This is a genomic window from Gordonia amicalis NBRC 100051 = JCM 11271 (genome assembly GCF_000332995.1).
Classification (GTDB): domain Bacteria; phylum Actinomycetota; class Actinomycetes; order Mycobacteriales; family Mycobacteriaceae; genus Gordonia; species Gordonia amicalis.
Map to the genome: position 1 here is coordinate 24662 of NZ_BANS01000050.1, position 22754 is coordinate 47415.

The 22754-nt window shown below is 66.2% G+C and carries 16 protein-coding genes and 2 pseudogenes; 13 read left to right on the forward strand and 5 right to left on the reverse strand.

Going from position 1 to position 22754, the window contains the following annotated elements:
• The first annotated feature begins 72 nt into the window (after window positions 1-72).
• The 4 genes and pseudogenes from GOAMI_RS19860 (at window position 73) to GOAMI_RS19875 (ending at window position 4942) form a co-directional block, all read left to right on the forward strand.
• Window positions 73-1140 (forward strand): NAD(P)-dependent alcohol dehydrogenase, encoded by a 1068-nt coding sequence (locus tag GOAMI_RS19860; protein ID WP_051995445.1) that lies wholly within the window; start codon window positions 73-75, stop codon window positions 1138-1140.
• Complete coding sequence (locus GOAMI_RS19865) at window positions 1137-2612, forward strand: mannitol dehydrogenase family protein (RefSeq protein ID WP_006438380.1); 1476 nt, start codon at window positions 1137-1139, stop codon at window positions 2610-2612. Before GOAMI_RS19860 ends, GOAMI_RS19865 begins: the two co-directional genes overlap by 4 nt.
• Window positions 2609-4024 carry a xylulokinase gene (locus GOAMI_RS19870; RefSeq protein ID WP_006438381.1) on the forward strand — a complete coding sequence of 472 codons (1416 nt, stop codon included), beginning with the start codon at window positions 2609-2611 and terminating at the stop codon, window positions 4022-4024. The genes GOAMI_RS19865 and GOAMI_RS19870 overlap by 4 nt, the downstream gene beginning before the upstream one ends.
• A gap of 138 nt (window positions 4025-4162) precedes the next feature.
• Window positions 4163-4942: pseudogene (locus GOAMI_RS19875) on the forward strand (class I SAM-dependent methyltransferase).
• An 8-nt stretch (window positions 4943-4950) separates the two neighbouring features.
• Here the strand turns inward: GOAMI_RS19875 and GOAMI_RS19880 are convergent.
• On the reverse strand, window positions 4951-5784 hold the full coding sequence (locus tag GOAMI_RS19880; protein WP_006438383.1) for an aldo/keto reductase: 834 nt from the start codon (window positions 5782-5784) through the stop codon (window positions 4951-4953).
• A 525-nt stretch (window positions 5785-6309) separates the two neighbouring features.
• Here GOAMI_RS19880 and GOAMI_RS19885 point away from each other — a divergent pair.
• Both GOAMI_RS19885 and GOAMI_RS19890 read left to right on the forward strand, forming a co-directional pair.
• Window positions 6310-8613 (forward strand): annotated as a pseudogene (locus tag GOAMI_RS19885) (FdhF/YdeP family oxidoreductase).
• Between the two features lie 141 nt (window positions 8614-8754).
• The gene (locus tag GOAMI_RS19890) at window positions 8755-8958 is read left to right on the forward strand and encodes a cold-shock protein (RefSeq protein ID WP_004020476.1); all 204 of its coding nucleotides are present in this window, start codon (window positions 8755-8757) and stop codon (window positions 8956-8958) included.
• A gap of 129 nt (window positions 8959-9087) precedes the next feature.
• Here GOAMI_RS19890 and GOAMI_RS19895 read toward each other — a convergent pair whose 3' ends face one another.
• Window positions 9088-10287, reverse strand: coding sequence for a beta-propeller fold lactonase family protein (locus tag GOAMI_RS19895; RefSeq protein WP_006438386.1), 1200 nt, complete (start codon window positions 10285-10287; stop codon window positions 9088-9090).
• Between the two features lie 188 nt (window positions 10288-10475).
• Window positions 10476-11117, reverse strand: a complete 642-nt coding sequence (locus GOAMI_RS19900; protein ID WP_040005036.1) for a trypsin-like serine protease — start codon at window positions 11115-11117, stop codon at window positions 10476-10478.
• 245 nt (window positions 11118-11362) lie between these two features.
• Between GOAMI_RS19900 and GOAMI_RS19905 the strand changes: the two genes are divergently transcribed.
• The 4 genes from GOAMI_RS19905 (at window position 11363) to GOAMI_RS19920 (ending at window position 16902) form a co-directional block, all read left to right on the forward strand.
• A complete protein-coding gene (locus tag GOAMI_RS19905; RefSeq protein ID WP_006438389.1) occupies window positions 11363-13666 on the forward strand; it encodes a glycerol-3-phosphate 1-O-acyltransferase in 2304 nt (767 codons plus the stop codon).
• On the forward strand, window positions 13663-15153 hold the full coding sequence (locus GOAMI_RS19910) for an HAD-IB family hydrolase (RefSeq protein ID WP_006438390.1): 1491 nt from the start codon (window positions 13663-13665) through the stop codon (window positions 15151-15153). The genes GOAMI_RS19905 and GOAMI_RS19910 overlap by 4 nt, the downstream gene beginning before the upstream one ends.
• Window positions 15150-16604: a wax ester/triacylglycerol synthase domain-containing protein gene (locus tag GOAMI_RS19915; protein WP_006438391.1), complete on the forward strand. Its 1455-nt coding sequence runs from the start codon at window positions 15150-15152 to the stop codon at window positions 16602-16604. The genes GOAMI_RS19910 and GOAMI_RS19915 overlap by 4 nt, the downstream gene beginning before the upstream one ends.
• Before the next feature lie 109 nt (window positions 16605-16713).
• Window positions 16714-16902 (forward strand): hypothetical protein, encoded by a 189-nt coding sequence (locus GOAMI_RS19920; protein ID WP_051995446.1) that lies wholly within the window; start codon window positions 16714-16716, stop codon window positions 16900-16902.
• A 9-nt stretch (window positions 16903-16911) separates the two neighbouring features.
• Here the strand turns inward: GOAMI_RS19920 and GOAMI_RS19925 are convergent, their stop codons facing one another.
• Entirely contained in the window at window positions 16912-17565 is a 654-nt protein-coding gene (locus GOAMI_RS19925; RefSeq protein ID WP_243828551.1) for a hypothetical protein, read from the reverse strand.
• Window positions 17566-18169: 604 nt separating this feature from the next.
• Between GOAMI_RS19925 and GOAMI_RS19930 the strand changes: the two genes are divergently transcribed.
• The 3 genes from GOAMI_RS19930 to GOAMI_RS19935 all read left to right on the forward strand — a co-directional run bounded on the left by GOAMI_RS19930 (window position 18170) and on the right by GOAMI_RS19935 (window position 19908).
• A complete protein-coding gene (locus tag GOAMI_RS19930) occupies window positions 18170-18727 on the forward strand; it encodes a TetR/AcrR family transcriptional regulator (protein ID WP_006438394.1) in 558 nt (185 codons plus the stop codon).
• 69 nt (window positions 18728-18796) lie between these two features.
• Window positions 18797-19312 carry a hypothetical protein gene (locus GOAMI_RS23670; protein WP_243828552.1) on the forward strand — a complete coding sequence of 172 codons (516 nt, stop codon included), beginning with the start codon at window positions 18797-18799 and terminating at the stop codon, window positions 19310-19312.
• The gene (locus tag GOAMI_RS19935) at window positions 19198-19908 is read left to right on the forward strand and encodes a spirocyclase AveC family protein (RefSeq protein ID WP_243829137.1); all 711 of its coding nucleotides are present in this window, start codon (window positions 19198-19200) and stop codon (window positions 19906-19908) included. The genes GOAMI_RS23670 and GOAMI_RS19935 overlap by 115 nt, the downstream gene beginning before the upstream one ends.
• Window positions 19909-20015: 107 nt before the next feature.
• Here the strand turns inward: GOAMI_RS19935 and dnaB are convergent, their stop codons facing one another.
• Window positions 20016-22259 carry a replicative DNA helicase gene (gene dnaB, locus GOAMI_RS19940; RefSeq protein WP_006438397.1) on the reverse strand — a complete coding sequence of 748 codons (2244 nt, stop codon included), beginning with the start codon at window positions 22257-22259 and terminating at the stop codon, window positions 20016-20018.
• Between the last annotated feature and the right edge of the window lie 495 nt (window positions 22260-22754).

Consider the following 22754-nt stretch of genomic DNA (forward strand, 5'->3'; position numbering starts at 1 on the left):
GCTCAATAAGCTAGCATCCGATGTGTGACCCACGCAACAACCGATACGAACGTCCCGGGCACCAACGAGGTGATGCGGGCCGGCGTTCTCCACCCGGATCTGTCGGTCGGCACCGAGACCCGCCGGTCGCCGCATCCGGCGCCCGGGGACGTGCTCGTGGCAGTGCGGGCGGTCGGCGTCTGCGGCTCCGACACCCACTACCTGAGACATGGACGCATCGGGGACCACGTCGTGCGCGACCCGCTCGTTCTCGGCCATGAGGCATCCGGCGTGATCGTGGCGGTGGGCGACGGTGTCAGCCCTGGCCGGATCGGCGAACGCGTGTCGATCGAGCCGCAACGACCCGACCCGAGGACCGCCGAGACAAAGCGCGGGGACTATCACCTGTGCCCGCATATGGAGTTCTACGCAACGCCGCCGATCGACGGCGCCTTCGCCGAATACGTCACCATCGGAGCCGACTTCGCACACCCGGTTCCGCCGGAGGTCTCCGACGAGGCCGCGGCACTGTTCGAGCCGCTCTCCGTGGGAATCGCCGCACTGCGCAAGGCGGACGTCGCGGCCGGTGACTCCGTCCTCATCGCCGGCGCCGGGCCCATCGGGTTGCTGATCGCCCAGGTCGCGCGGGCATCGGGCCTGGCACGCATCGTGGTGAGCGAACCCGACGAGCAGCGCCGTGCGCGGGCGACGGAGTTCGGTGCGACCGACGCGATCGCACCCGGTGAGGACATCGACCCGGTCGACGCCTTCGTCGACGCGAGCGGTGTCGGGGCAGCCGTTCGTGACGGCATGGCCCGGGTACGCCCCGCCGGACACGTCGTCCTCGTCGGGATGGGCTCCGACACGATGGAACTACCCGTGACGCTCATCCAGAACCGCGAGCTCGTCGTGACCGGCGTCTTCCGGTACTCCAACACCTGGCCGACCGCCCTGGCACTCGTCCGCACCGGCGCGGTGGACCTCGACGCCATGGTCACCGCACGGTTCGGCCTCGACGAACTGACCGACGCACTCAACGCCGACCTCCGGCCCGGGAACATCAAGGCCGTCGTCTATCCCGGTATCTCGCAGTGGCAGAACATCGATCATCCCGGATCCGCCCACCCCGGATCTGTACAGACAGGAGAGGCTCGCCGATGAGCATCCCGCTGAAGGCCGACACGCTGACCCGGATCCAGAACGCCGAGGTCCCTGCGTACGACCGCCCGGCTGTCACCCCGGGCATCGTGCACTTCGGTGTCGGCGCTTTCCACCGTGCCCACCAGGCCATGTACCTCGACCGACTGCTGGCATCTGATCCCGCTGCCGCGGTGTGGGGAATCTGTGGTGTCGGGGTCCGTCCGGCGGATGCCGCCATGCGCGATGCACTCGTCCCGCAGGACGGCCTGTTCACGCTCACACTGAAACATCCACACGGTGACATCCAGACGTCGGTGATCGGCTCGATCGTCGAATACCTTTACGCCCCCGACGATCCCGAGAAGGTTCTGGAACGCCTCAGCGATCCGTCGACCCGGATCGTGTCACTGACCGTCACCGAGGGTGGGTACAACTTCTCCCCCTCGACCGGCGAGTTCGACGCCACGAACCCTGACATCGTCGCTGACCTCGAAGGTTCAGCACCTCCGCGCACGGTGTTCGGTCTCGTCACCGAGGCACTCGCCCGGCGTCGCGAACGTGGTGTCCCCTCGTTCACCGTGATGTCCTGCGACAACATCCAGGGCAACGGGCACATGGCACGGTCGACGTTCCTCGCGTATGCACGGCTCCGCGATCAGGATCTCGCCGGTTGGATCGAGCTCAACACCTGCTTCCCCAACTCGATGGTCGACCGCATCACTCCCGCAACACCTTCCGGTCTCGCCGCCGAGGTCGCCACACGTACCGGGATCGTCGACGCGTGGCCGGTGGTCGCCGAACCCTTCACCCAATGGGTCCTTGAAGACGACTTCTCGATGGGACGCCCCGCCCTCGAGACGGTGGGGGTGCAGGTCGTCGACGACGTCACTCCCTACGAGCTGATGAAACTGCGGTTGCTCAACGCCGGACACCAGGCGCTCTGCTACTTCGGTCATCTACTCGGCTACCGCTACGTCCACGACGCCGCGTCGGACGACGACATCCGTAACCTGCTGCGCCGCTATATGACCGAAGAGGGCAAGACGACCCTGCAGGAACTGCCCGGCGTCGACGTCGAGGCCTACATCGACACCCTGCTCGAGCGCTTCGCCAACCCGGCGATCGCCGACACGATCGCCCGGCTGTGCCAAGACTCATCGGATCGGATCCCGAAGTGGTTGCTGCCGGTGATCCGGGAGCGCCTGGCGGCCGGCCAGCGCAGCGAACTGGCAGCGGCGGTCGTCGCGAGCTGGACCCGGTACGCCGAGGGCGTCGACGAACAGGGTGCACCGATCGACGTCGTCGATCCCCTTGCTGCGGAGCTCGTTCCGCGGGCCAAGCGATCGCGCACCGACCCGTTGGCGTTCGTCGCCGACCGTGACCTCTTCGGCACCCTCGCCGACGAGGAACTGTTCACGACGCCCTATCTGTCCGCGCTGGAATCCCTGCGCACCAAGGGTGCCCGCGCCACACTCACCGAACTGCTCTCATGACCCTGGTCGCCGGGATCGATTCGTCCACCCAGTCGTGCAAGGTCGTCATCTGCGACGCCGAAACCGGTGCGGTCATCCGCACGGCGAGTGCACCGCACCCGCCCGGAACCGAGGTGCACCCCGATCATTGGTGGGAGGCACTGTGCGCGGCCGTTTCCGCGGCCGGCGGATTCGACGACGTGTCCGCGGTGGCGGTTGCGGGACAGCAGCACGGGATGGTGTGCCTGGACAGCTCCGGACAGGTGGTACGGGATGCCCTGCTGTGGAATGATATTCGATCGTCGTCCAGCGCCACCGACCTCGTTGACGACCTCGACGGCCCGGCAGCGTGGGCGGAGGCGGTGGGCGTCGTCCCCGTCGCCGCGATCACCGCGGCCAAACTCCGCTGGCTCGCCGACAACGAGCCCGAGAACGCCGATGCCACGGCCGCCGTGTGCCTTCCGCACGATTGGCTCACGTGGCGTCTTCGTGGCTGTACCGACATCGCCCGGCTGACCACCGATCGCAGCGACGCGTCGGGAACCGGATACTTCGACGCGGCATCCGGCGAGTATCGCAAAGATCTGCTGGAGTTGGCTTTCCATGGCCGTCGTCCGGCTCTGCCGGGCGTCGTCGGACCGGGCGACCGGGCGGGAACCACTCCCTCCGGCGTGGTCGTCGGCGCGGGCGCCGGTGACAACGCCGCCGCAGCCCTCGGACTCCATGCCCGAGGGGGAGATGCGGTGGTGTCTCTGGGGACGTCGGGCGTCGTCTGCGCCGTCTCGGACACCGCGCCCAGCGACCCTGCCGGTCTGGTCGCCGGTTTCGCCGACGCGACCGGCCGGCACCTGCCGCCGGTCTGCACGCTCAACGGGGCGCCGGTGCTGGCGTCGACCGCGAAGATGCTCGGCGTGGACTTCGACGAGTTCGCGCGACTGGCGATCTCGGCAGAACCGGGCGCCGGAGGGCTGACGATGGTGCCATGGTTCGCGGGCGAGCGCTCCCCCAACCTCCCGGAAGCCAGCGGGACCCTGACGGGCATCACGGCCGGCAACTTCACCTCCGCGTCGATCGCCCGCGCCGCGACCGAGGGGCTGATCTCGTCCCTGGTGTATTGCCGGGAGAAGATCGAGGAGCAAGGAGTCCACGTCGACCGCGTCCTGCTCACCGGTGGTGGCGCGAAATCGGCTGCGGTACGGACCATCGCGCCGGCGCTCTTCGGCGGCGAGGTCGAGGTCCCCACTGAGGGTGAGCACGTGGCGCTCGGCGCTGCGCGTCAGGCGGCCTGGGCCCTGACCGGCGAGCTGCCCGAACGGGACATGCCGCGCGAAACCCTCACCGCTCCAGCCACTCCTGAGGTGTACGACCGTTATCGCGAGATCGCGGACACGGTCGCCGGCGTTCTTCCCGCCGGCGTGTCTCCTTCGCGCTGATCGGATCCGATCAGCGGCTGGGAAGCGGTCGCGCGGGATGGAAACCTGCACGCAGGAGCACACGGATGTGGCGAATGCCATGTCTCGGCGCGGTCGGCGGTGGACCATTGACGCCGATGCTCGACGACGGGAGATGCGATGGTCGACTGGGACGGTGAACGGTACGCGGAGGTGAGCGGCCTGCAGCGGATGGTGGCCGAGGAGGCGATCACCGGCCTCGCGCTTGCAGGTGACGAGCGAGCGACTCCTCGACGTCGGATGTGGGGACGGCTTCATCACGATGCTGCTGGCCGAACGATTGCCCGACGGCTCGGTGGTCGGGGTCGACGCCTCGCACCGGATGATCGAGCGTGCCCTGGCCCGGGTGCCGTTCGACATGCTGCGCGTCCAGTTCCACGTCGACGACGTGCTGGCGCTGCCGTTCGACCACGACTTCGACATCGTGGTCTCCTTCAACGCCCTCCACTGGGTCCACGATCAGGGGGAGGCGCTGCGACAGATCGGGAGGAGTCTCGTCGGCGGCGGACGCGCGGTGCTGCAGATGGTCTGCGCGACCGAGCGCCCCCGAGCATCGAGGACGTGGCGATGCAGGTCGCGACCGATTCGCGTTGGGCCCCCGCATTCGACGGATTCCGCGCACCGTACGTTCACGTCGAACCGGCCCATTTCGGCCACCTCGCCGAGGCGGCCGGCTTCACCGTCGACGACCTGCCGGTGAAAGACCTGTCCTGGCAATTCGATTCGGTCGACGATTTTCGTGACTGGTTCGCGGTGGGCGCCTCCGACTGGACCAGCCGATTACCCGACACGGAGATCGATGCGTTCGTCGCCGCCGTGGTCGACCGATACCAGTCGGCGGTCGGGGAACCCGCGCTGTTCCGCTTCGGCCAGCTGCGGGCATCGCTCCGGGTTCCCTGATCGGCCGGTCACTCCGGCACGTAGTTGAACGTATCCGGATCGGGACCGATACGGGCATCGGCGTTGAGGGCGTCGATGGCCGAGACCTCGTCGTCGGACAGCTCGAAGTCGAAGAGTGCGAAGTTCTCCTCGACGCGGGAGCGCGTCACCGACTTGGGGAAGACGATGTCGCCGCGCTGGATGTGCCACCGCAACGTGACCTGGGCGGCCGAACGTCCCTTGGCCTCCGCGATCTTCGCGATGACCGGGTCGTCGACGACCTTGCCCTGCGCGATCGGCGACCACGCCTCGGTTGCGATGCCGTGCTCGAAGTTGAAGACCCGCAACGGGTTCTGCGACAGATACGGATGCACCTCGATCTGGTTCACCGCAGGGACCACGTCGGCCTCGTCGAACAGACGCTGCAGGTGCGCCTGCTGGAAGTTCGAGACGCCGATGGCACGGGCCTTGCCGTCGGCGTAGGCCTTCTCCAGGGCCTTCCACGTCTGGACGTAGTCGCCCACCTCCGGCAGCGGCCAGTGGATCAGGAACAGATCCACCTGGTCGATCCCGAGATCGGCGTTCGTCTTGTCGAGCGCCTTGAGCGCGTCGTCGAAGTCGTGGAATCCGTTGTTGAGCTTGCTGGTGATGAAGACTTCGTCACGGGCGAGTCCGGAATCGCGCAGTGCTTCACCGACGCCCTTCTCGTTGCCGTACATCTCGGCGGTGTCGATGTGGCGGTAGCCGACCTCGAAGGCCGTCAGCGTTGCTGCCCGCGTGTCCTCCGGCGGAACCTGGAAGACGCCGAAGCCCAACTGCGGGATGGTGATGCCGTTGTTGAGTGTGATGTTCGGGACTGTCATGCGCGATCTGTCCTTTCGTTGGGGCGTGCCTCGGCACCGGGTCGCCGATGATGGCGCAACCGAGCCCGAGGGACGCGCGACCGTGTTCAGTTCAAGGCACGCCTGGACCGGGGATATTCCTGCACATCCTCTGACCTGCTGAGCAAGCCTTGAGCTGCTCGGTCTGCGATGACGGATCGACGACCCAGGTGCGTGGCGGTTTCTGTTCGATCGGGGTCAGAACGAGGGTGCGGCCGCCGCGTCGGGGTTGCCATGGCCGAACGGCCGGGTGTGGTCGAGGTCGAGTCGGGTTGCCTGCTGTGCACCTCGGCGCGAGGCGCGGCGCGGTCCGTTTCGTGGTCGTCGTGATGAGGCCGGCAGTCATCACTCGGTGGGTCGTCGACGCGGCCCAATGCACCGTCTCGTCCGGCGGCGGCGGTATCCTTCGCCGTGTGGCACGGCCTGCCACTCGACCCGAACCGACTGCGGCCCACCACATGACCCGACGGCTCTGGTCCACCGACACCTCGAGAGGAACGAGAATCGATGCGACGCGGTGCTGAGGACTTCGACGAGAACGGGGTCGTGGTCTCACCGGAGAAGGCCTATGCCGCCGGTGTCCCCGGAGTCATGGTGTCGTTGCGGCGCGGCGTCGAACAGATGGGTGTCGTCCGGACCGCGAAGGCCTTCGCGCAGCTGAACCAGCGCAAGGGATTCGACTGCCCCGGATGCGCCTGGCCGGAGACACCCGGTCATCGCAAGCACGCCGAGTTCTGCGAGAACGGCGCCAAGGCGGTCGCGGAAGAGGCCACCCGACGAGTCGTCGACCCCGCGTTCTTCGCCGCACACCCCGTCTCGGAACTGCTCGGCAAGAGCGACTACTGGCTGGGACAGCAGGGTCGTCTGACCCATCCGATGGCCCTGATGCCGGGCAGCGATCATTACGAGCCGATCGAGTGGAAGGCCGCGTTCGACCTGATCGCCGCGGAGATGCGCGCGCTGTCCTCCCCGGACGAAGCCGTCTTCTACACCTCGGGCCGGACCAGCAACGAGGCCGCGTTCGTCTACCAGCTGATGATCCGCGCCTTCGGCACCAACAACATGCCGGACTGCTCGAACATGTGCCATGAATCCTCCGGCGCCGCACTGGGCCAGACCATCGGCATCGGCAAGGGGTCGGTCACCGTGCCCGACCTCGAAGCCGCCGACCTGATCCTCATCGCCGGACAGAACCCGGGCACCAACCATCCCCGCATGCTGTCCACCCTCGAGAAGGCGAAGGCCAACGGCGCCCGCGTGATCGCCATCAACCCCCTCCCCGAGGCGGGTCTGATGCGGTTCAAGGACCCACAGCAGGTCCACGGAGTCCTCGGCAAGGGCGTCGCCATCGCCGACGACTTCCTCCAGATCCGCATCGGTGGCGACCAGGCGTTGTTCCAGGGACTCGCCAGACTCGTCGTGGAGGCCGACGACCGCGCTCCGGGAACCGTTCTGGACCAGGAGTTCCTGGCGAACTCCTGCCACGGCTGGGCCTAGTACGCCGACCACATCCGCACGGTCGACCTCGACTCCGTCCTCGAAGCAACCGGCCTGTCCATGGATCAGTTGACCCGCACCGCCGAGGCGCTCATCGCATCCGAACGCACGATCATCTGCTGGGCGATGGGACTCACGCAGCAGACCCATGGCGTGGCAACGATTTCCGACGCGGTCGCACTCCTGTTGATGCGCGGCATGATCGGCAGACCGGGAGCCGGCGTGTGTCCCGTGCGCGGGCACTCCAACGTGCAGGGCGACCGGACGATGGGTATCTGGGAGAAGATGCCGGACGCCTTCCTCGATGCGCTCGACACCGAGTTCGGCATCCGCTCACCCCGCCATCACGGACTCGACGCCGTCGACTCGATCCGGGCCATGCGAGACGGGCGCGCCGGGGTGTTCATCGCCATGGGCGGCAACTTCGTCGCAGCCACCCCGGACACCGCGGTCACCGAGGCCGCACTCCGTAACTGCGCGTTGACCGTCCAGATCTCGACGAAGCTCAACCGATCTCATCTCGTCACCGGGCGCACCGCGCTCATCCTGCCGTCGCTGGGCCGCACGGACCGAGACGTGCAGAACGGGCAGCGCCAGCTGGTCACCGTCGAGGATTCGATGTCGGTGGTCCATCTGTCGCGGGGTGGCCTGAAACCCGCGAGTGAACACCTGCGCAGCGAGGTCTCGATCGTGTGCGACCTGGCCCGTGCACTCTTCGGCGACGACCACAGCGTGCCGTGGGACACCTTCCGCGATGACTACGACACGATCCGCGATTCGATCGCCCGGGTGATCCCGGGCTTCGAGGACTTCAACACTCGGGTACGGCAACCCGACGGGTTCGTCCTCCCGCACCCGCCCTGTGATGAGCGCCGGTTCGAAACCGCAAGCGGCAAAGCGCAGTTCGTGGTGAACGAGCTGCAGTGGGTACCGGTCCCCGAAGGACGACTCGTCCTTCAGACCATGCGCAGCCACGACCAGTACAACACCACGATCTACGGGCTGTCCGACAGGTATCGGGGCGTGGACGGTGGACGGCGCGTGCTCTTCATCAACGCCGACGACATCTCCACACTCGGATTCACCGAGGGCGAGCGCGTCGACCTGATCTCCGAGTGGACGCGACCCGACGGGTCCGTAGAGGAACGCCGGGCCGACAACTCCCTGCTCGTGCCCTACCCCACGCCGGTCGGCAATGTGGCCGCCCACTACCCGGAGACGAATCCGCTCGTGCCTCTCGACCACGTCGCCGTCGACTCGAACACCCCCGTCTCCAAGGCGGTCGTCATCCGTTTGCAGAAGCGGACGGACTGACACGACCCGCAAAACCGCCATTGTGCACCTGTTTTGTGGAAATTCGCACCCACCGTTTCCCAGGACACATTTTCTGTGCCACACTTGTCGAGCGGTCATCAGTTTTGGTGGCTGCTGAACTGAAGAAAGAAGTACAGCAGTATGGCACAGGGAACCGTCAAGTGGTTCAACGGCGAAAAGGGCTTCGGCTTCATCGCACCCGACGATCAGGGCGCAGATGTCTTCGTCCACTACTCCTCGATCACAGGTAGCGGCTTCCGCAACCTCGAAGAGAACCAGCGCGTCGAATTCGACGTCGAGCAGGGAGCCAAGGGCCCCCAGGCAACCAACGTCAGCGCGCTCTAAGCACACCTGACTTCACGAAGCGCCTCATCGGACTCCGGTCGGATGGGGCGCTTCGTCGTGTTCGGGCCGTTGACGGTGTTCGCCGGTCCGCGACGCGTCACGTGGCCCCGTCTCGGTCGGCGGTCGCCATCACCCGCCCAGATGAGCGGCACTGTCCAGCGTGGCCACCGCGATCGGCATGTTGCCCACCCGGATACCACCCAGCTCGGGGCCGTCACTGCGGACCGCAGCCGAGCAGGTGGGTGTCTTGGCGAACGGGCGGTCGTAGACATTCTGCGCGTCATAGATGTGGATCACGCCACCGAGGTTTCGTGCGAGACCGAAATACGCCGCCGTGAGGACGCCGAATCCGGTGCCGTTGCGCACCGTGCCGTTGGGTGTGGCGGTGAGGTAGACGCGCCTCCCGTCTTCGGACACGGTGGTGCCGAAGGCGTTCGATTGCAGGTTCCAGCAGGTCATCGTGCGGTTCTTCAGGTCGAGCACCGACACCTGGCCGCTGTAGCCGCCCACCCACAGATAACGTCCGTCGGGGCTGAATGCCGAGATGCCCGGCTGCGACTGCCGACCCGTCCGATACACCTGCGTGACCGTCCGATAGGTGGGGCTGCCCGGCTTCGTGTCGATGATCGACACCCGGTCGCCGAAGTCGGCGACGGCGAGGACCGATCCATCGGGCGCCATCGTCATCTGCAGCGGCAGAATCCCCTCACGATCGAAGGCCGGGCCGTTGCGGCGGCCGGTACGCATGTCGATGGTGTAGATGAAGTTCGGCAACGACTGCAGCCACATCGTCTTCTGATCGTTGCTGACGCCGGCCTGGGTGAACGGCAGTGTCGTATATCGCCGGATGACCTCCGCGGTGTCGGTGTCGACCACCTGAAGGCCGGTCCAGAGCAGATTCGGCACGAAGAGCCGTGAACGGTCCGGCGAGACCTGGATGTATCCGGGGCCTATCGTCGGGATCCGCTTGATGATCTTGTCGGTGCACGTGTCCACGACATCGACTTCGTACTGCGAGGGCTTGCTCGCCTGCGCCACCGAATTCACGTACAGCAGCGACCCGTCTCGGGTCAGCTCGAGCCCCCAGGGACGGCTGAATCCCTCGATCGTCTCGATCACCGTATTCGTGTCGAGATCGAGCTTGACCACAGTGTCGTCGGCGAAGCTGGCCGTGTAGCCGATGTTCTTCCCGAGCGGCGCGCACTCTCCGCCAGACCGCGGGCTCGCCTGCGCACCGGATCCGGCGAACAGAGACGCTGCCGCGAACAGGGCCGTCGTGACGGCCCGATGGCCAGGCGCCTGCCTGTTCTCGCCGGCATTTCCGATCACACCTCCTCGACGAGAACCCGATCGACCCTGAAGGGATCTGAAACATCAACTGTCGGAGTGGATCTCGATGCGGATGGGGGAATTCTACGCCGGTTCGGAGTCGACGCAGGCCAAAATCCGATCTTTCGAACGGGCGCTTCGTCGTTTCGGGTTCCAGGAGTCCATCTCCGGTTGGACAGATGGTCTCGTCAGCGGAGCGCTCGCGGCAACCGTGACACGGGGACCACGACGGTTCCCTCGATGGTTGCGGACGACAGTATTCCGACAACCTGCCCACGGCTGTTCCGAACACCCGCACCGCTGTCTCCCGACTCCGACCGAAGACTCGTCTGAATCGAATACGAATCGTGGCTCGTCAGGAACGGCGGCGTGAGTGAGACGCCGTGCGAAGTGCGCAGCACCTCGGCCGGGTCGGTGACCTTGCCCGTGCCGTAGCCCGTGGTGATCCCCGACTTCCAGACCAGTTGGCCACGGTGGAACTTCGCATCCCAGTCCACCGTGTCGATCCGGGCGGACACACGCGGCGCCAGGCGGATCACCGCGATGTCGAGTTGTCGCGCGATGCGATTGGCGGTGATCGTCCCGATCCGGTGGCCCTTTTGGTCGTACACCGGCCTACCGACATCCCCACAGTGGCCCGCGGTCAGCGCCTTCGTGCGAGAGATCACCGCGCCGAGAGTGCAGCTGTTCGCTGTGACCAGGGAGTCGTCGATGCTGACCGCCATCCCCGACCTCACGGTGAGCACCGCGGCATCCGCCACGGCAGCGGGCGCTGCGACCAGCGCTGTCGACGCCCCCAACGCCAACAACGCGCGAAACCGAATCCCCATGTTTCCCTCCCCCAGGCAACGTGAACAGCCTAACCGTGCCGGCGACGGGCGGCGCGACCCCGTCGCCACCGCTGCCGCCGCCTGCCGCGGTCGCCGAAACCCGCACCGCCCGATGTAAGCCACGTCACAATGAGGTATGCGGCCGGGTTCGCCCGGCGGCTATCCCCCTATGGGGACGACGGGACGTGCGAGACACCGGGGCATGAAGCAAACCGGCGCGGTGTCGACGATGAGACGTGAGGGTGATGCAGATGTCCGATCCCGTTCTGGTCCTGACGAAGGCCCGCACGTCGTGCGAGATGCGAGCGGTCACCGATTGGGCGGCGAAGGCCTACCCGGATGCCGAGATCCGTCAAGGTGCCGACGTCGACTTCGATGCACTCTCGCCCAGCACGCTGCTCGTACCCGTCCGGCCGGTCTGGCTGCCCGCGGCCCGCCAGGGTGAGCGGCGGGTCACGCTCGGCGACGTGCTGGTGCTGTCGAATCCCCGACGCCCCCTCGGACTCATGCAGCCCATCATCCGCAGGCGCCGCCCGGACGCCCTGCGCGTGGTGGCGGGGGAACCGGCCACCATCGCCGAACTTCGCGAACGGCAGGCTCGCGAGCAGGCCGAGGGCGAGCCTTTCGACCAGTTCGTCCGACTCCAGGCGTCGGTGTCGGCCGAACGGGCGGAACGTCAGATCGTCGGCGACCGGTACAAGGTCCCCCGGCTGGTGGCCGAACAGATCAGCAGCTCGGCGCGGTTCCAGAGCGGGGCGGCCAAGCTCGCCGCCGAACTGGGCCGACCGACCGATGCGGTGGTCTCCGAGGCAATCGACAAGCTCTCGGGTTTCGTCGCCACCCAGAGCAGGCTGATGGACGACATCTTCTCCGCGACGTTCAACAGGCTCCACGAACTCGCGTGGAATGTCACGGTCGACGTCGACACCCTGAACTCGCTACGGACGCTGAACAAGTCGACCGGCCTGATCTTCCTGCCCTCTCACCGTTCCTACGTCGACCCATTGGTGCTGGCGAAGGTTCTGCGTAACAACGACTTTCCACCGAATCTCGTACTCGGGGGCAACAACTTGTCGTTCTGGCCGGTGGGCCCGATCGCCCGTCGCGCGGGGATGATCTTCATCCGCCGCAAGTTCGGTTCGGACCCGGTCTACAAGTTCGCGATGCGGTCCTATCTGGCCTACATCATCGAGAAGCGGTTCAACCTGGAGTGGTACATCGAGGGTGGTCGCAGCCGAACGGGAAAGCTGCGCAAGCCGATGCTCGGGCTCCTGAACTACGTCGTCGACGCGGTGGGCCAGCTCGACGACGTCGATGTGTCGATCGTGCCGACGTCGATTGTCTACGACCAGCTGCAGGAGGTCGGCGCGATCGCCGCCGAGGACGCGGGCGGGGTCAAGAAACCCGAGGGCGTCGGCTGGCTGCTGCGCTATGCCAAGGCGCAGCGCAGCTACCTCGGCGACGCGCGAGTCCGTTTCGGCACACCGATCTCGCTGCGGGAGGCGCTGGACGAAGCGGGTGAAGGGCCCGCACGTCTGGAGAAGGTCGCCTTCCGCGTCATGGACGAGATCAACGCGGCCACGCCGATCACGGCGACCTCCCTGGTCGGCTTCGCGGCGCTCGGCGCACAGGACCGTGCGTACACATTGCCCGAGATCGAAGCCGTGCTCGCTCCCCTGCTCGACTACATCGAACGTCGCGGACTACCCGGCCCCGATCCCGCGCTGTGCCGCGGCGTCGGGCTCGTCCGAACTCTGCGAGTGCTGGCCGGGAACGGCGTGGTGACCTGTTACGACGGTGGTTCCGAACAGGTCTGGTCGGTGGTTCCCGAGAATCGGGCCGTCGCCGCCTACTACCGCAACGGCGCGCTGCACCATTTCGTCGACCGCGCGATCGTCGAGATGGGGTTGCTCGCGCTGGCCGAGGGCGAGGTGAAGGCCGGGAGCACGCCGATCCGTAGCAACCATGTCGGGTCCCCGCCGGCTCCGGATGAGAATCTTCTGACCGCGGCCCAGCGCGAGGCCCTCCGCATCCGGGATCTCCTCAAGTTCGAGTTCTTCTTCCCGCCCAAGACCGAGTTCCTCCATCGCCTCGGCATCGAACTCGATCTCCTGGCTCCCGGCTGGCGTGCGGTCACCCCCAGCCAGGAATGGACCTACGAGGTGCTGCACGGTCACACCGGAGCACTTCTCGCGCGGCGCACGCTGCAACCGTTCTTCGACGCCCAGCTGGTGGTCGCGACCAAGCTGGTGGAGCTGGGCAACACCGCCGAGGAGAAGGATGCCCTGATCGCCGACTGCCTGGGTCTCGGACGGCAACTCGCACTGCAAGCCGTTCTTCGTAGCAAGGACTCGGTGTCCAAGGATCTCTACGACGGGGCCTACCGCCTCGCCGACAACCGCGGTCTGATCCACGGTGAGGAGGTCGTGGATCTGCGGGCCGCTCGCCAGGACTGGCTCGACGAGGTCGAACTGATGCGGGATCGACTGGCACGTATCGCGGCGATCGAGGACCTACAGCCGGTCGGCGTGCAGGAGGAGGAGCAATGAGCGCCTTCACCGATCGCATGCGGGCGATCCGTTCCGCGCCGACGGGCACGAAGGTGGCCGCGCTCTTCGACTACGACGGCACGCTGATCGAAGGTTTCTCCGCCGCCGCGATAATGCGGGCGCGGCTGCGCAGTATGGAGTTCGGGTTCGGGGAACTCGCCGACTTCCTGTTGATCGGTCTGCGCGGCGTCGTGTCGGAGCAGGACTACGCCGAGGTTCTCGCGGCCACGAGACCGACGTTCGCGGGTAAGACATATGCGGAGCTGACCGCCTTCGGCGAGCACCTCTTCAAGTACGAGACCGCGGCCAAGCTACGTCCCCAGATGTGGCAGATCCTGCGTGCCCATCGGGAGATGGGGCACACCATCGTGATCGCGTCGTCGGCCACGCGATTCCAGATCGAACCGATCGCCCGCGAGATCGGGGCGGACTTCGCGCTCGCCACCGACGTGGAGGTCGTCGACGGCGTGGTCACCGGAAACGTCAAGGGACGTCCGCTGTGGGGACCGGGTAAGGCGGCGGCTGTCCGAGAGTTGGCGCGCGCGAACGGCATCGATCTCGACGCGTCCTTTGCCTACAGCGACGGCAACGAAGACATCCCCTACCTCGAGTCCGTGGGAAATCCGGCGGCCGTATCGCCGCGCCGAATCCTGCGCGCGGAGGCGGAGTCCCGCGGTTGGCCGATCATCGATCTGAAGAACCCCACGTACAACCGCTTGGGGATGCTGGCCCGGACCGGTGCGTTCTACGCGTCGTTCGTCGGCGCGGCCGCCGTGGGCGCGGCCGCGGGTGTGGTACGCCGCGATCCGCACGCCCTCGTCAAAGCGCTCCCCACCGGTAACGACGTCGGATTGTCGTTGGCCGGCGTTCATGTCCAGGTGCTCGACGGTGGCGAATACCTGTTCTCGGACCGGCCGTGCGTCTTCCTGTTCAATCACCAGTCGAAGCTGGACCTCCCGGTCATGATCAACCTGGTCCGGTCGGATGCGACCGGCGTGGCCAAGAAGGAGGTGCAGCGGGTACCGGTCCTCGGCGAGATCCTGCGCCAGGCGGGACTCGTCTTCATCGATCGCACCAACCGGGGCAAGGCCATCGAACAACTGGCACCGGCCGTGAAGGCGCTGCGTGATGACGGCATGTCGCTGATCGTCGCGCCGGAGGGCACCCGGTCACCGACCCCGCGGATCGGGGGATTCAAGAAGGGTCCGTTCCACATCGCCATGCAGGCCGGCGTGCCGATCGTCCCGGTGGTGTTGCGCAACACTGGTGAATTGATGTGGCGCGGTGCGCAACTCATCAGACCGGGGACCGTCGAGGTGATGGTCCTGCCACCCGTCGACACCAGCGAGTGGACCGCCGACGAGATCGGCACCCGCGCCGAGGAGGTGCGGCAGATGTATGTCACGGCACTCGCCGACTGGCCACTGGAGTCGTTCGTCGACGACGCGGTGGAGTCGCTGCGCAGACAACCGGAGGAAGACCGATGAGCGACGACCCCGATCTGGCCGAGGGCATGGACCGGCCCCTCGACTGGGCAAGCGACCCCCACATGAGTTCGGTGGACACCATCATGTGGCGCGGTGACACCGACCGTCGTATGCGCGGCACGATCTGCATGCTGGAGATCTACGACTGCGACCCGGACTGGGATCGCCTGGTCGCCGCCCACGAGTGGGCGAGTCGGATGGCTCCGCGCTTCCGTCAGCGGGTCGTCGACTCCCCGTTCGGCACCGGAACACCCAGTTGGGCGGTCGATCCCGACTTCGACCTGCACTACCACCTGCGCCGGATCCGGCTGGGCGGCGACGGCAGCATGCGGGAACTGCTGACCACCTGCGAACAGCTCGCGATGACCGCACTCGACGCCGCCCGTCCGCCGTGGGAGGGCACGCTGATCGAGGGTTTGCCCGACGGCCGGGCCGCGTACTTCCTGAAGGCACACCATGCACTCACCGACGGTCTGGGCGCGATCATCGGCCTGGCACAACTGCATTCGCCGACGCGTGAACACAATCCGAAGAAGCCACAGCCCCCGAGTCCCGACCCGGTGAACATCACGCCGCTCGATCTGCTCCAACGGCAGATCGCCGAGGAGGTCCGACGGGTCCCGCATCGCATCGACACCACCTTCCGCGGCGTACGCGCGCTGGCGAACCCGCGTCAGGCGCTGAGTACCGCTCTGCGCTATGGCCGTTCGGTCCCCAGGGTCGCCGGTCTGGTGAGCCCGCCCGGATCACCGCTGTTGGCTCACCGCAGTCTGTCGTGGCGGTTCAGCGCCTTCGAGGTGCCGTTTCCGGACTTGAAGGCGGCCGCGACCGCTGCCCGCTCGTCGGTCAACGACGTCTACCTCGCCGGGCTCATCGGCGGGTTCCGGCTCTACCACGAGAAGATGGGTTCACCTGTCGACACGATGCCGGTGGCGATTCCCATCTCGGTGCGGCGTCCCGAAGATCCCGCGGGCGGAAACCGGATCGCGGTGGGCCGCCTGGCCGGTCCGGTCGGCATCGCGGACCCCTTCGAGCGCGTGCTCACCATCCGCGAGCAGGTACGACAGGCCCGTCATGAACCGGCGGTCGACATCTTCAACACCCTCGGATCGGTGATGGCATGGCTACCCGGCACGGTTCTCATGCGCTTCAGCGGCACGACGAGCCAGAACGACCTGCAGGCCAGCAACGTCCCCGGAATCCCCTGGGACACCTACGTCGCCGGGGCGAAGGTCGAGCGCATGTTCCCGTTCGGCCCGCTCCCGGGCTGCGCCATGATGGCCACCATGATCACTCACAACGGAACCGCCTGCCTCGGAATCAACTCCGACGGTGCCGCGGTGACGGATCAGGAACTCTTCGCCGACTGCCTGGTCGCCGGATTCGGCGAGGTGCTCGCACTGGCGGCGGACAACGACGCGGTGCCCGGGGAACTGAAGCGGGTGGTGTGAGCCTCCGACTCACAGACCTCATTTCGACGCTGCGACTTCGATCGAGGTCGCAACGTCGAAATGAGTTCTGGCAGTGCGGAGACGATGGGGCGCGCTGGTGAACATGGTGATGCTGGTCCTCGTCCTCGCCACCGGGGTGATCGCATCGGCGTGCGCGATCATGGCGGCCTTCACCTACCTGCGCCGAGGGCGCGATCCGCTGACCGCCGATCGCGGCGCCCGCCGATGGCTGGTCGCCACCGCGATCTTCGGGATCAGCGCCATCGTGCTGCGGTTCGTGTGGTTGTGGATGCTCTGAATGTGAACCTCACCGGAAGTACGGCGCCTCCTGCACCCAGTTGAACCCACGACTCCGTAGCGTCAACGCGTCGTGGTCCATACGGTGCGCGACGATCGAGGTCGGAGTTGCGTCGAGCTCGCCGGACAGCACCAGGGTGTCGTCGTCGGGGCGCTCGATGACCAGCGAGGCGAGCGGCTGTTGCATCTGCAGTGTCTCGTCCGCGATGTCGGCCGGCACCGGCACCAGCGCACCGTCCATCATCTGCAAGGTCGTCGCTCCGCCGGTGTCGAAAACGATTCGTTGCCAGCGCTTCTCGTCGGTCGTGAGCGGGGGAAGCAGAGTTCCGTCCACGCGGAAGTCCTGGACCGACCAGATGCCGTACAGTTCCGGTTTCGGTGCCCCGGCACCGTATTCCTGGTACCCGGTCCAACTGATCTGAGCTGCTCCGATCGCAACCCAGACGCCGAGCACCACCTGCAGTCCCGCAGCCCACCTGTTGAAGCCGGCGCGCCGGAACAGTGCAGTCGGAGTCAGCGGCTTCGCTGCTTGTCCGAACACAAACAGCTCCAGCAGGTTCCGCACATGCGGCGCCAGCAGGATGAGCGAGAGGACCACCAGGTGGAGGGACAGGATCTTGACCGGGATGTCGAAGGTCATGTTGAGGATGAACACCTGGACCATTGCGATGAGACTGATGATCGCCCCGAGTGTGGCCGTCCGGGTCCAGAACAAACAGGAGGCCACCGAGTACCTCGACACTGCCGAGCAGCATCTCGTAGACCGGCGAACTCCCGACCTGTAGCCACAGCATCGACGCCGGGCTGAAGTCCCCGAACGGTTCGAGCAGTGCCGCGAGCGGAGGCGGACCCATCTGCGACGGGATGAGCTTCGCGAAACCGTAGAACAGCATCTGTCCCCCGAGTGCGAGCCGCAGGAGCAGCGCCGTCCAGGACCACAGCCGTGCGTAGTCGGGACGTCGACGATCCAGAATCGACCACAGCGCGGCGACGACAAGGGCGACCGCCACCATGAGGAACAGGTAGATCCAGATCGCCATCTGGTCCTCGCTCCCGGAATTCACATCGAGGATCGCGCCAACACCGAAGACGTTGCGGCCCAGCCACTCCAGGGCGGGCGCGAGCGCTTTCAGCTGCCACAGGATCGCGCTGAAGAGACCGGGTCCGCCCCCTGCTTTCGGGCGGCCTCACCTCCGGGGTAACTCGGGGTTGACCACGACCTCGGACATGACGGATAGCATGGCGCCCATGGCAAACCGAGGGCACCCGTGACCGACTCCGCATCCCGTCGACTGTCGGCCGGCGACTATTTCGATGAGGCGATGCGGGTGCTGGAGGACTCCGGCTTCCCCGCACTGACCGCCGCCGGATTGTGTGAGCGTCTCGGCGCCACCCGCGGCTCTTTCTACCACCACTTCAAGAACTTCGACGACTTCGTGGCCAAGTTCTTGGACTACTGGGAAGAGCGCTACAGCCGCGACCTGGTCGCGCGGCCCGAAGCGCCCGATCTGTGGTCACAGATCGACGAGCAGGCCAACCTGGCGATCGGGTTGCCACATGCGGCCGAGGCGGCGTTGCGCGCCTGGGCCACCGTGGAGCCACGGGTGGCGACAGCGCAGCGTCGAGTGGATGAACTGCGCCGACAGGGACTGGCAGCGTCGCTGCAACGCTACGGCATACCGGAAACGCAGGCCGCGGCGTTCGCCGCCATCGCGATCGCCGCCCTGGCGGGGATCCAGGTAACCCGGCAGCCGCTCGATCAGAGCGAGATGCGCGCAATGTATTCCGAGCTCGCACGAGCACTCCGCCAAGGCGGCCCTTCGTAGCAAAGCCGGTTGGGGCATGGACGTAAAGAGATAACTGAATGTACCGTCGCTCCCAACATACAGGTGTGTATGTTCCGCTCGCTCCGTGAGCGGCAGCCGCTAGGAGGGACCGGCCGATCCATGACTACGAAAGATTCCCCCGATACCGTTGAAGACCGGACAGAACTGCCGTTCGGCGGTCGGCTCGGCCGTGTGGGCCCAGACTCGCCGGTTGTCGTGTGGCTGGCCAGGCTCGGCGCGGTCTTCCTCGTTCTGGAGCTCTACATCTTCGGCCGGTGGGTGACGTCGGACAGCTTCCAACGCGTCATGCCCGGTACCGACGACGGCACCAACATGGTGTGGATCTACTTCTGGGACGGGCTGAGCATCGTCGGCAGCATCGTGTTCGTCACGTGGATCGTGCGAAAACGCATCCGCGACGGCGAGCTTCCGCCGGTGGCGATCGTGGCGATGGCGTGGATGCTCACTGCCTGGCAGGACCCGCTGTCAACGCTCTTCGTCCGGTCTACTCCTACAACTCGCACTTCCCCAACTTCGGCACCTGGGCCGAGTTCATCCCGGGTTGGTTCGACAACGGCGGCGTGAATCCCCAGCCCATCTTCTGGTGGATCGGGATCTACCTGTTCTTCGTGCCGCTGAACATGATGGGAGTCGACGCGTACCTGAAATGGGTGCGCAGGCATGTTCCCCGGATCAATCGAGCCGGACTGATCGCCTTCGTGATGGTGCTGATGTTCGCCCAGGACGTCATCGGCGAGCTGATCACACTCCTGCAAGGCGTGGACCGCTATGTGTGGGTCGGCGGCAGCATCTCACTCTTCCCGGGTACCGACTACCAGTTCCCGCTGTACGAGGGACTCGTATGGGGTTGCGGCATGGTGGGATTGAGCGCGCTGATCTACTGCTTCCGAGACTCGCGCGGACGCATGATCACCGACCGCGGACTCGATCGCCTGAAGATTCGCAGGGGACGCACATTCCTCCGCGTGCTCTCGCTCGGCGCCGTGTTCAACATCGCGATGCTGGTCTTCTTCCTCGGGTACAACGTCGTCAACCAGCACGCCGACACCACCCAGCCCACCGTGCCGAGTTACATCGAGAACGACATGTGCGGGCTCGGCGACAACCCCGAATGCCCTCCGGCCTGGTCGACCACGACGCCGGCCGAGCCATCGCGCTGAGGCGCCAGAAAGGACGCGCCGACCGGCAGACCTCAATCCGGCGGCCAGACTTCTATCGAGGTCTGGTCATCGGGATGAGCTCTGTCGGTTCATCGCCCGCCCCGGCGCTACCCCCGCGCCATGTCCACGAACCGGCTGAGGTGCAGCTGGTGCGCGACGGTGATCGTGGCGGTCGGACCGTTACGGTGCTTACCGACGATGATGTCGGCTTCGCCCGCACGAGGGTCGTCACGCTCGATCGAGTCGGGGCGGTGCAGCAGGATGACCATGTCGGCGTCCTGCTCCAGCGAGCCGGACTCACGAAGGTCCGAGACCTGCGGCTTCTTGTCGGTACGTTGCTCGGGACCACGGTTCAGCTGACTGATCGCGATCACCGGAACCTCGAGTTCCTTCGCCAGTAGCTTGAGCTGACGGGAGAACTCCGAGACCTCTTGCTGACGCGACTCGACCTTCTTACCTGAAGTCATCAGCTGCATGTAGTCCACCGCAACGACTTTCAGATCGTGACGCTGCTTGAGACGACGCGCCTTGGCGCGGATCTCCATCATCGTCAGGTTCGGCGAGTCGTCGATGAAGAACGGCGCATCCGAGATCTCGCCCATACGACGAGCCAACCGGGTCCAGTCGTCGTCGCTCATGGTGCCGGCACGCATGTCGGCCAGCTTGACCTTCGCCTCCGCCGACAGCAGACGCATGACGATCTCGGTTTTACTCATTTCCAGTGAGAACATGGCTGCGGTGAGGCCGTGTCCGATCGCCGCGGACCGCAGGAAGTCCATGGCCAGCGTGGAGTTGTGCGTGGGGACCATCGCCTCACCGGCGAGGTAGAGGTGTTCGTCGTTGTCGACCTCGACGCAGCGCACCGGCACCGAGTCGACCGGCCGCACCGCGACGACGCGTCGAACACCGGCATTACGACGAAGTTCCTTGTGCCGCAATGCCTTGTGGTGGACGGTGAAGACATCCTCATCGGCGTCGACGCGCAACCAGCCCGTCGCCGAACGCTTGTAGTTGAAGCCCAGACCGGCAACGAGATCGGCCACGACCCCGGTCATGTGTCGGGTCGCTGCGGGCACGGTGATCCACCCGTCGTCGTCGACGGTGGCACGCGCGTCGAGGAGGCCGGCCAACAGCGCGCGACGCTGAGCGATCGACCCGCGCAGGTACTCGTAGGGGATGCGACCACCCAGGTCGGCCATCAACGTCATGACGTCGACGGGACCTTCCGCGTCGATACGCATGCTGATCTCGGGATCGTCGAACGCCATTCCCGCGAGCGCGGCGACGGTGTACGGCCCATAGGCAAAACGTTTGCGCGGCAACTCGAGTGGCGCGGTGTTGCGGATGACGGCACATCCGACGTGGCCGCGCAGACCCGCCGTGGTGACGACCTGACGCTCGCCGTCGATCTCGGCCGCCCACTGATGCTGCTCGTCGGCGACCAGCACGGCACCGTCGTTGAACTCGACCTCGTAGCAGGGACGCTCGGTCATGACGTCGGTCGCCGCGACCACCGTCGTCGGCCGGCCGTGAGCGTCGAGCAACTGGTCGCCGACCCCGACCTTGCCCATCGTCGTCCAGCCGGTGGGCGTGGGCAGCGGGGTGTCGAGGGCAAGCGCCTTGCCGACGCCCGGTCGTGCGGCGACGATGATCATCTGGCCCGGATGCAGACCGTTGGTGAGCTTGTCGAAGTCCGCGAAGCCGGTCGGGACACCCAGCGAGATACCGCCGCGCGAGGCGATCGAATCGATCTCGTCCATCGTCGGCTGCAGCAGCTCTTCGAGCGGGAGGTAATCCTCGGCCTGACGGCGTTCGGTGACCTCGTACACCTCCGCCTGTGCGCGGTCGACGACCTCGGCCACGTCCTGGCCGTCGTTGCCCGCGTAGCCGTACTGCACGATGCGGGTACCGGCCGTCACCAGACGACGCAGGATGGCCTTCTCGGCCACGATCTCGGCGTAGTAGCCGGCATTGGCCGCGGTGGGCACCGTCGAGATCAGGGTGTGCAGATACGGGGCGCCGCCGATGCGCTTGAGTTCGCCCGACCGCTCCAGTTCGGCGGCAACGGTGACCGCGTCAGCCGGTTCACCCTTGCTGTAGAGGCTGAGGATCGCCTCGAACACGGCTTGATGCGCCGGCCGGTAGAAGTCGGCCGTTCGGATCTTCTCGACGACGTCGGCGACAGCGTCCTTGGACAGCAACATGCCGCCGAGTACCGACTGCTCGGCGGCGAGGTCCTGCGGGGGTTGGCGACCGAAGTCCTCGGTGGGGAGAGCGTCATCACCCCGACCCCTGTCCTGGTCGCGGTCTCCGGCGGCGGGACCGCGCCCGCGGTCATCCACAACAGCCACGCGTGTCTAACCTCTCGCAACGCTCGATCCATTCGCCCGGGGCGGATGGGTACGACCTCTGTGGTGTCGGCCCCGGTAGGCCACCTCGCGAGTCCCCGGTGTCGACGTCATGCCCTGTCACTTGATGCTCTGTCCGTCTCCATTCCTATCGGGCCGCTCCGACAAAGAGTGCTGTCGTGCGCGCGAGACGGGACTGAGACCTGAGCCGAGACATTAAGACCTCGACGCCGCCGACTCAAACCGGACTGTTAACAAATCTGGGGAGGACTTGTGGACGAGGTGTGAGTGATCGGGGGAGCGATTGTGCAACCGTTGTGGACAACCTGAGGAATTAGGGTGTGAACAACCCTGTTTGACCAGGTCAGAGGCCTGATTAATTTCCACAATCACGAAACTGAAAATCCTTCGGTACTCTTCGGCGCGTCGTCGTGCGGGCGTGTTGCGACCCACTGTTCAACTACGTGTGGCAAACAATTCGGTGAATTTCCCAGGTTG

What these genes read in the sequence shown, in the direction of transcription:
- GOAMI_RS19860 (WP_051995445.1), top strand. Translation starts at nt 73, where the DNA reads ATGCGGGCCGGCGTTCTCCACCCGGATCTGTCGGTCGGCACCGAGACC.
- GOAMI_RS19920 (WP_051995446.1), top strand. Translation starts at nt 16,714, where the DNA reads ATGCTGGTCCTCGTCCTCGCCACCGGGGTGATCGCATCGGCGTGCGCG.
- GOAMI_RS23670 (WP_243828552.1), top strand. Translation starts at nt 18,797, where the DNA reads ATGTTCCGCTCGCTCCGTGAGCGGCAGCCGCTAGGAGGGACCGGCCGA.
- GOAMI_RS19870 (WP_006438381.1), top strand. Translation starts at nt 2,609, where the DNA reads ATGACCCTGGTCGCCGGGATCGATTCGTCCACCCAGTCGTGCAAGGTC.
- GOAMI_RS19880 (WP_006438383.1), bottom strand. Translation starts at nt 5,784, where the DNA reads ATGACAGTCCCGAACATCACACTCAACAACGGCATCACCATCCCGCAG.
- GOAMI_RS19900 (WP_040005036.1), bottom strand. Translation starts at nt 11,117, where the DNA reads ATGGGGATTCGGTTTCGCGCGTTGTTGGCGTTGGGGGCGTCGACAGCG.
- GOAMI_RS19915 (WP_006438391.1), top strand. Translation starts at nt 15,150, where the DNA reads ATGAGCGACGACCCCGATCTGGCCGAGGGCATGGACCGGCCCCTCGAC.
- GOAMI_RS19910 (WP_006438390.1), top strand. Translation starts at nt 13,663, where the DNA reads ATGAGCGCCTTCACCGATCGCATGCGGGCGATCCGTTCCGCGCCGACG.
- GOAMI_RS19890 (WP_004020476.1), top strand. Translation starts at nt 8,755, where the DNA reads ATGGCACAGGGAACCGTCAAGTGGTTCAACGGCGAAAAGGGCTTCGGC.
- GOAMI_RS19925 (WP_243828551.1), bottom strand. Translation starts at nt 17,565, where the DNA reads ATGGTCCAGGTGTTCATCCTCAACATGACCTTCGACATCCCGGTCAAG.
- GOAMI_RS19905 (WP_006438389.1), top strand. Translation starts at nt 11,363, where the DNA reads ATGCAGATGTCCGATCCCGTTCTGGTCCTGACGAAGGCCCGCACGTCG.
- GOAMI_RS19865 (WP_006438380.1), top strand. Translation starts at nt 1,137, where the DNA reads ATGAGCATCCCGCTGAAGGCCGACACGCTGACCCGGATCCAGAACGCC.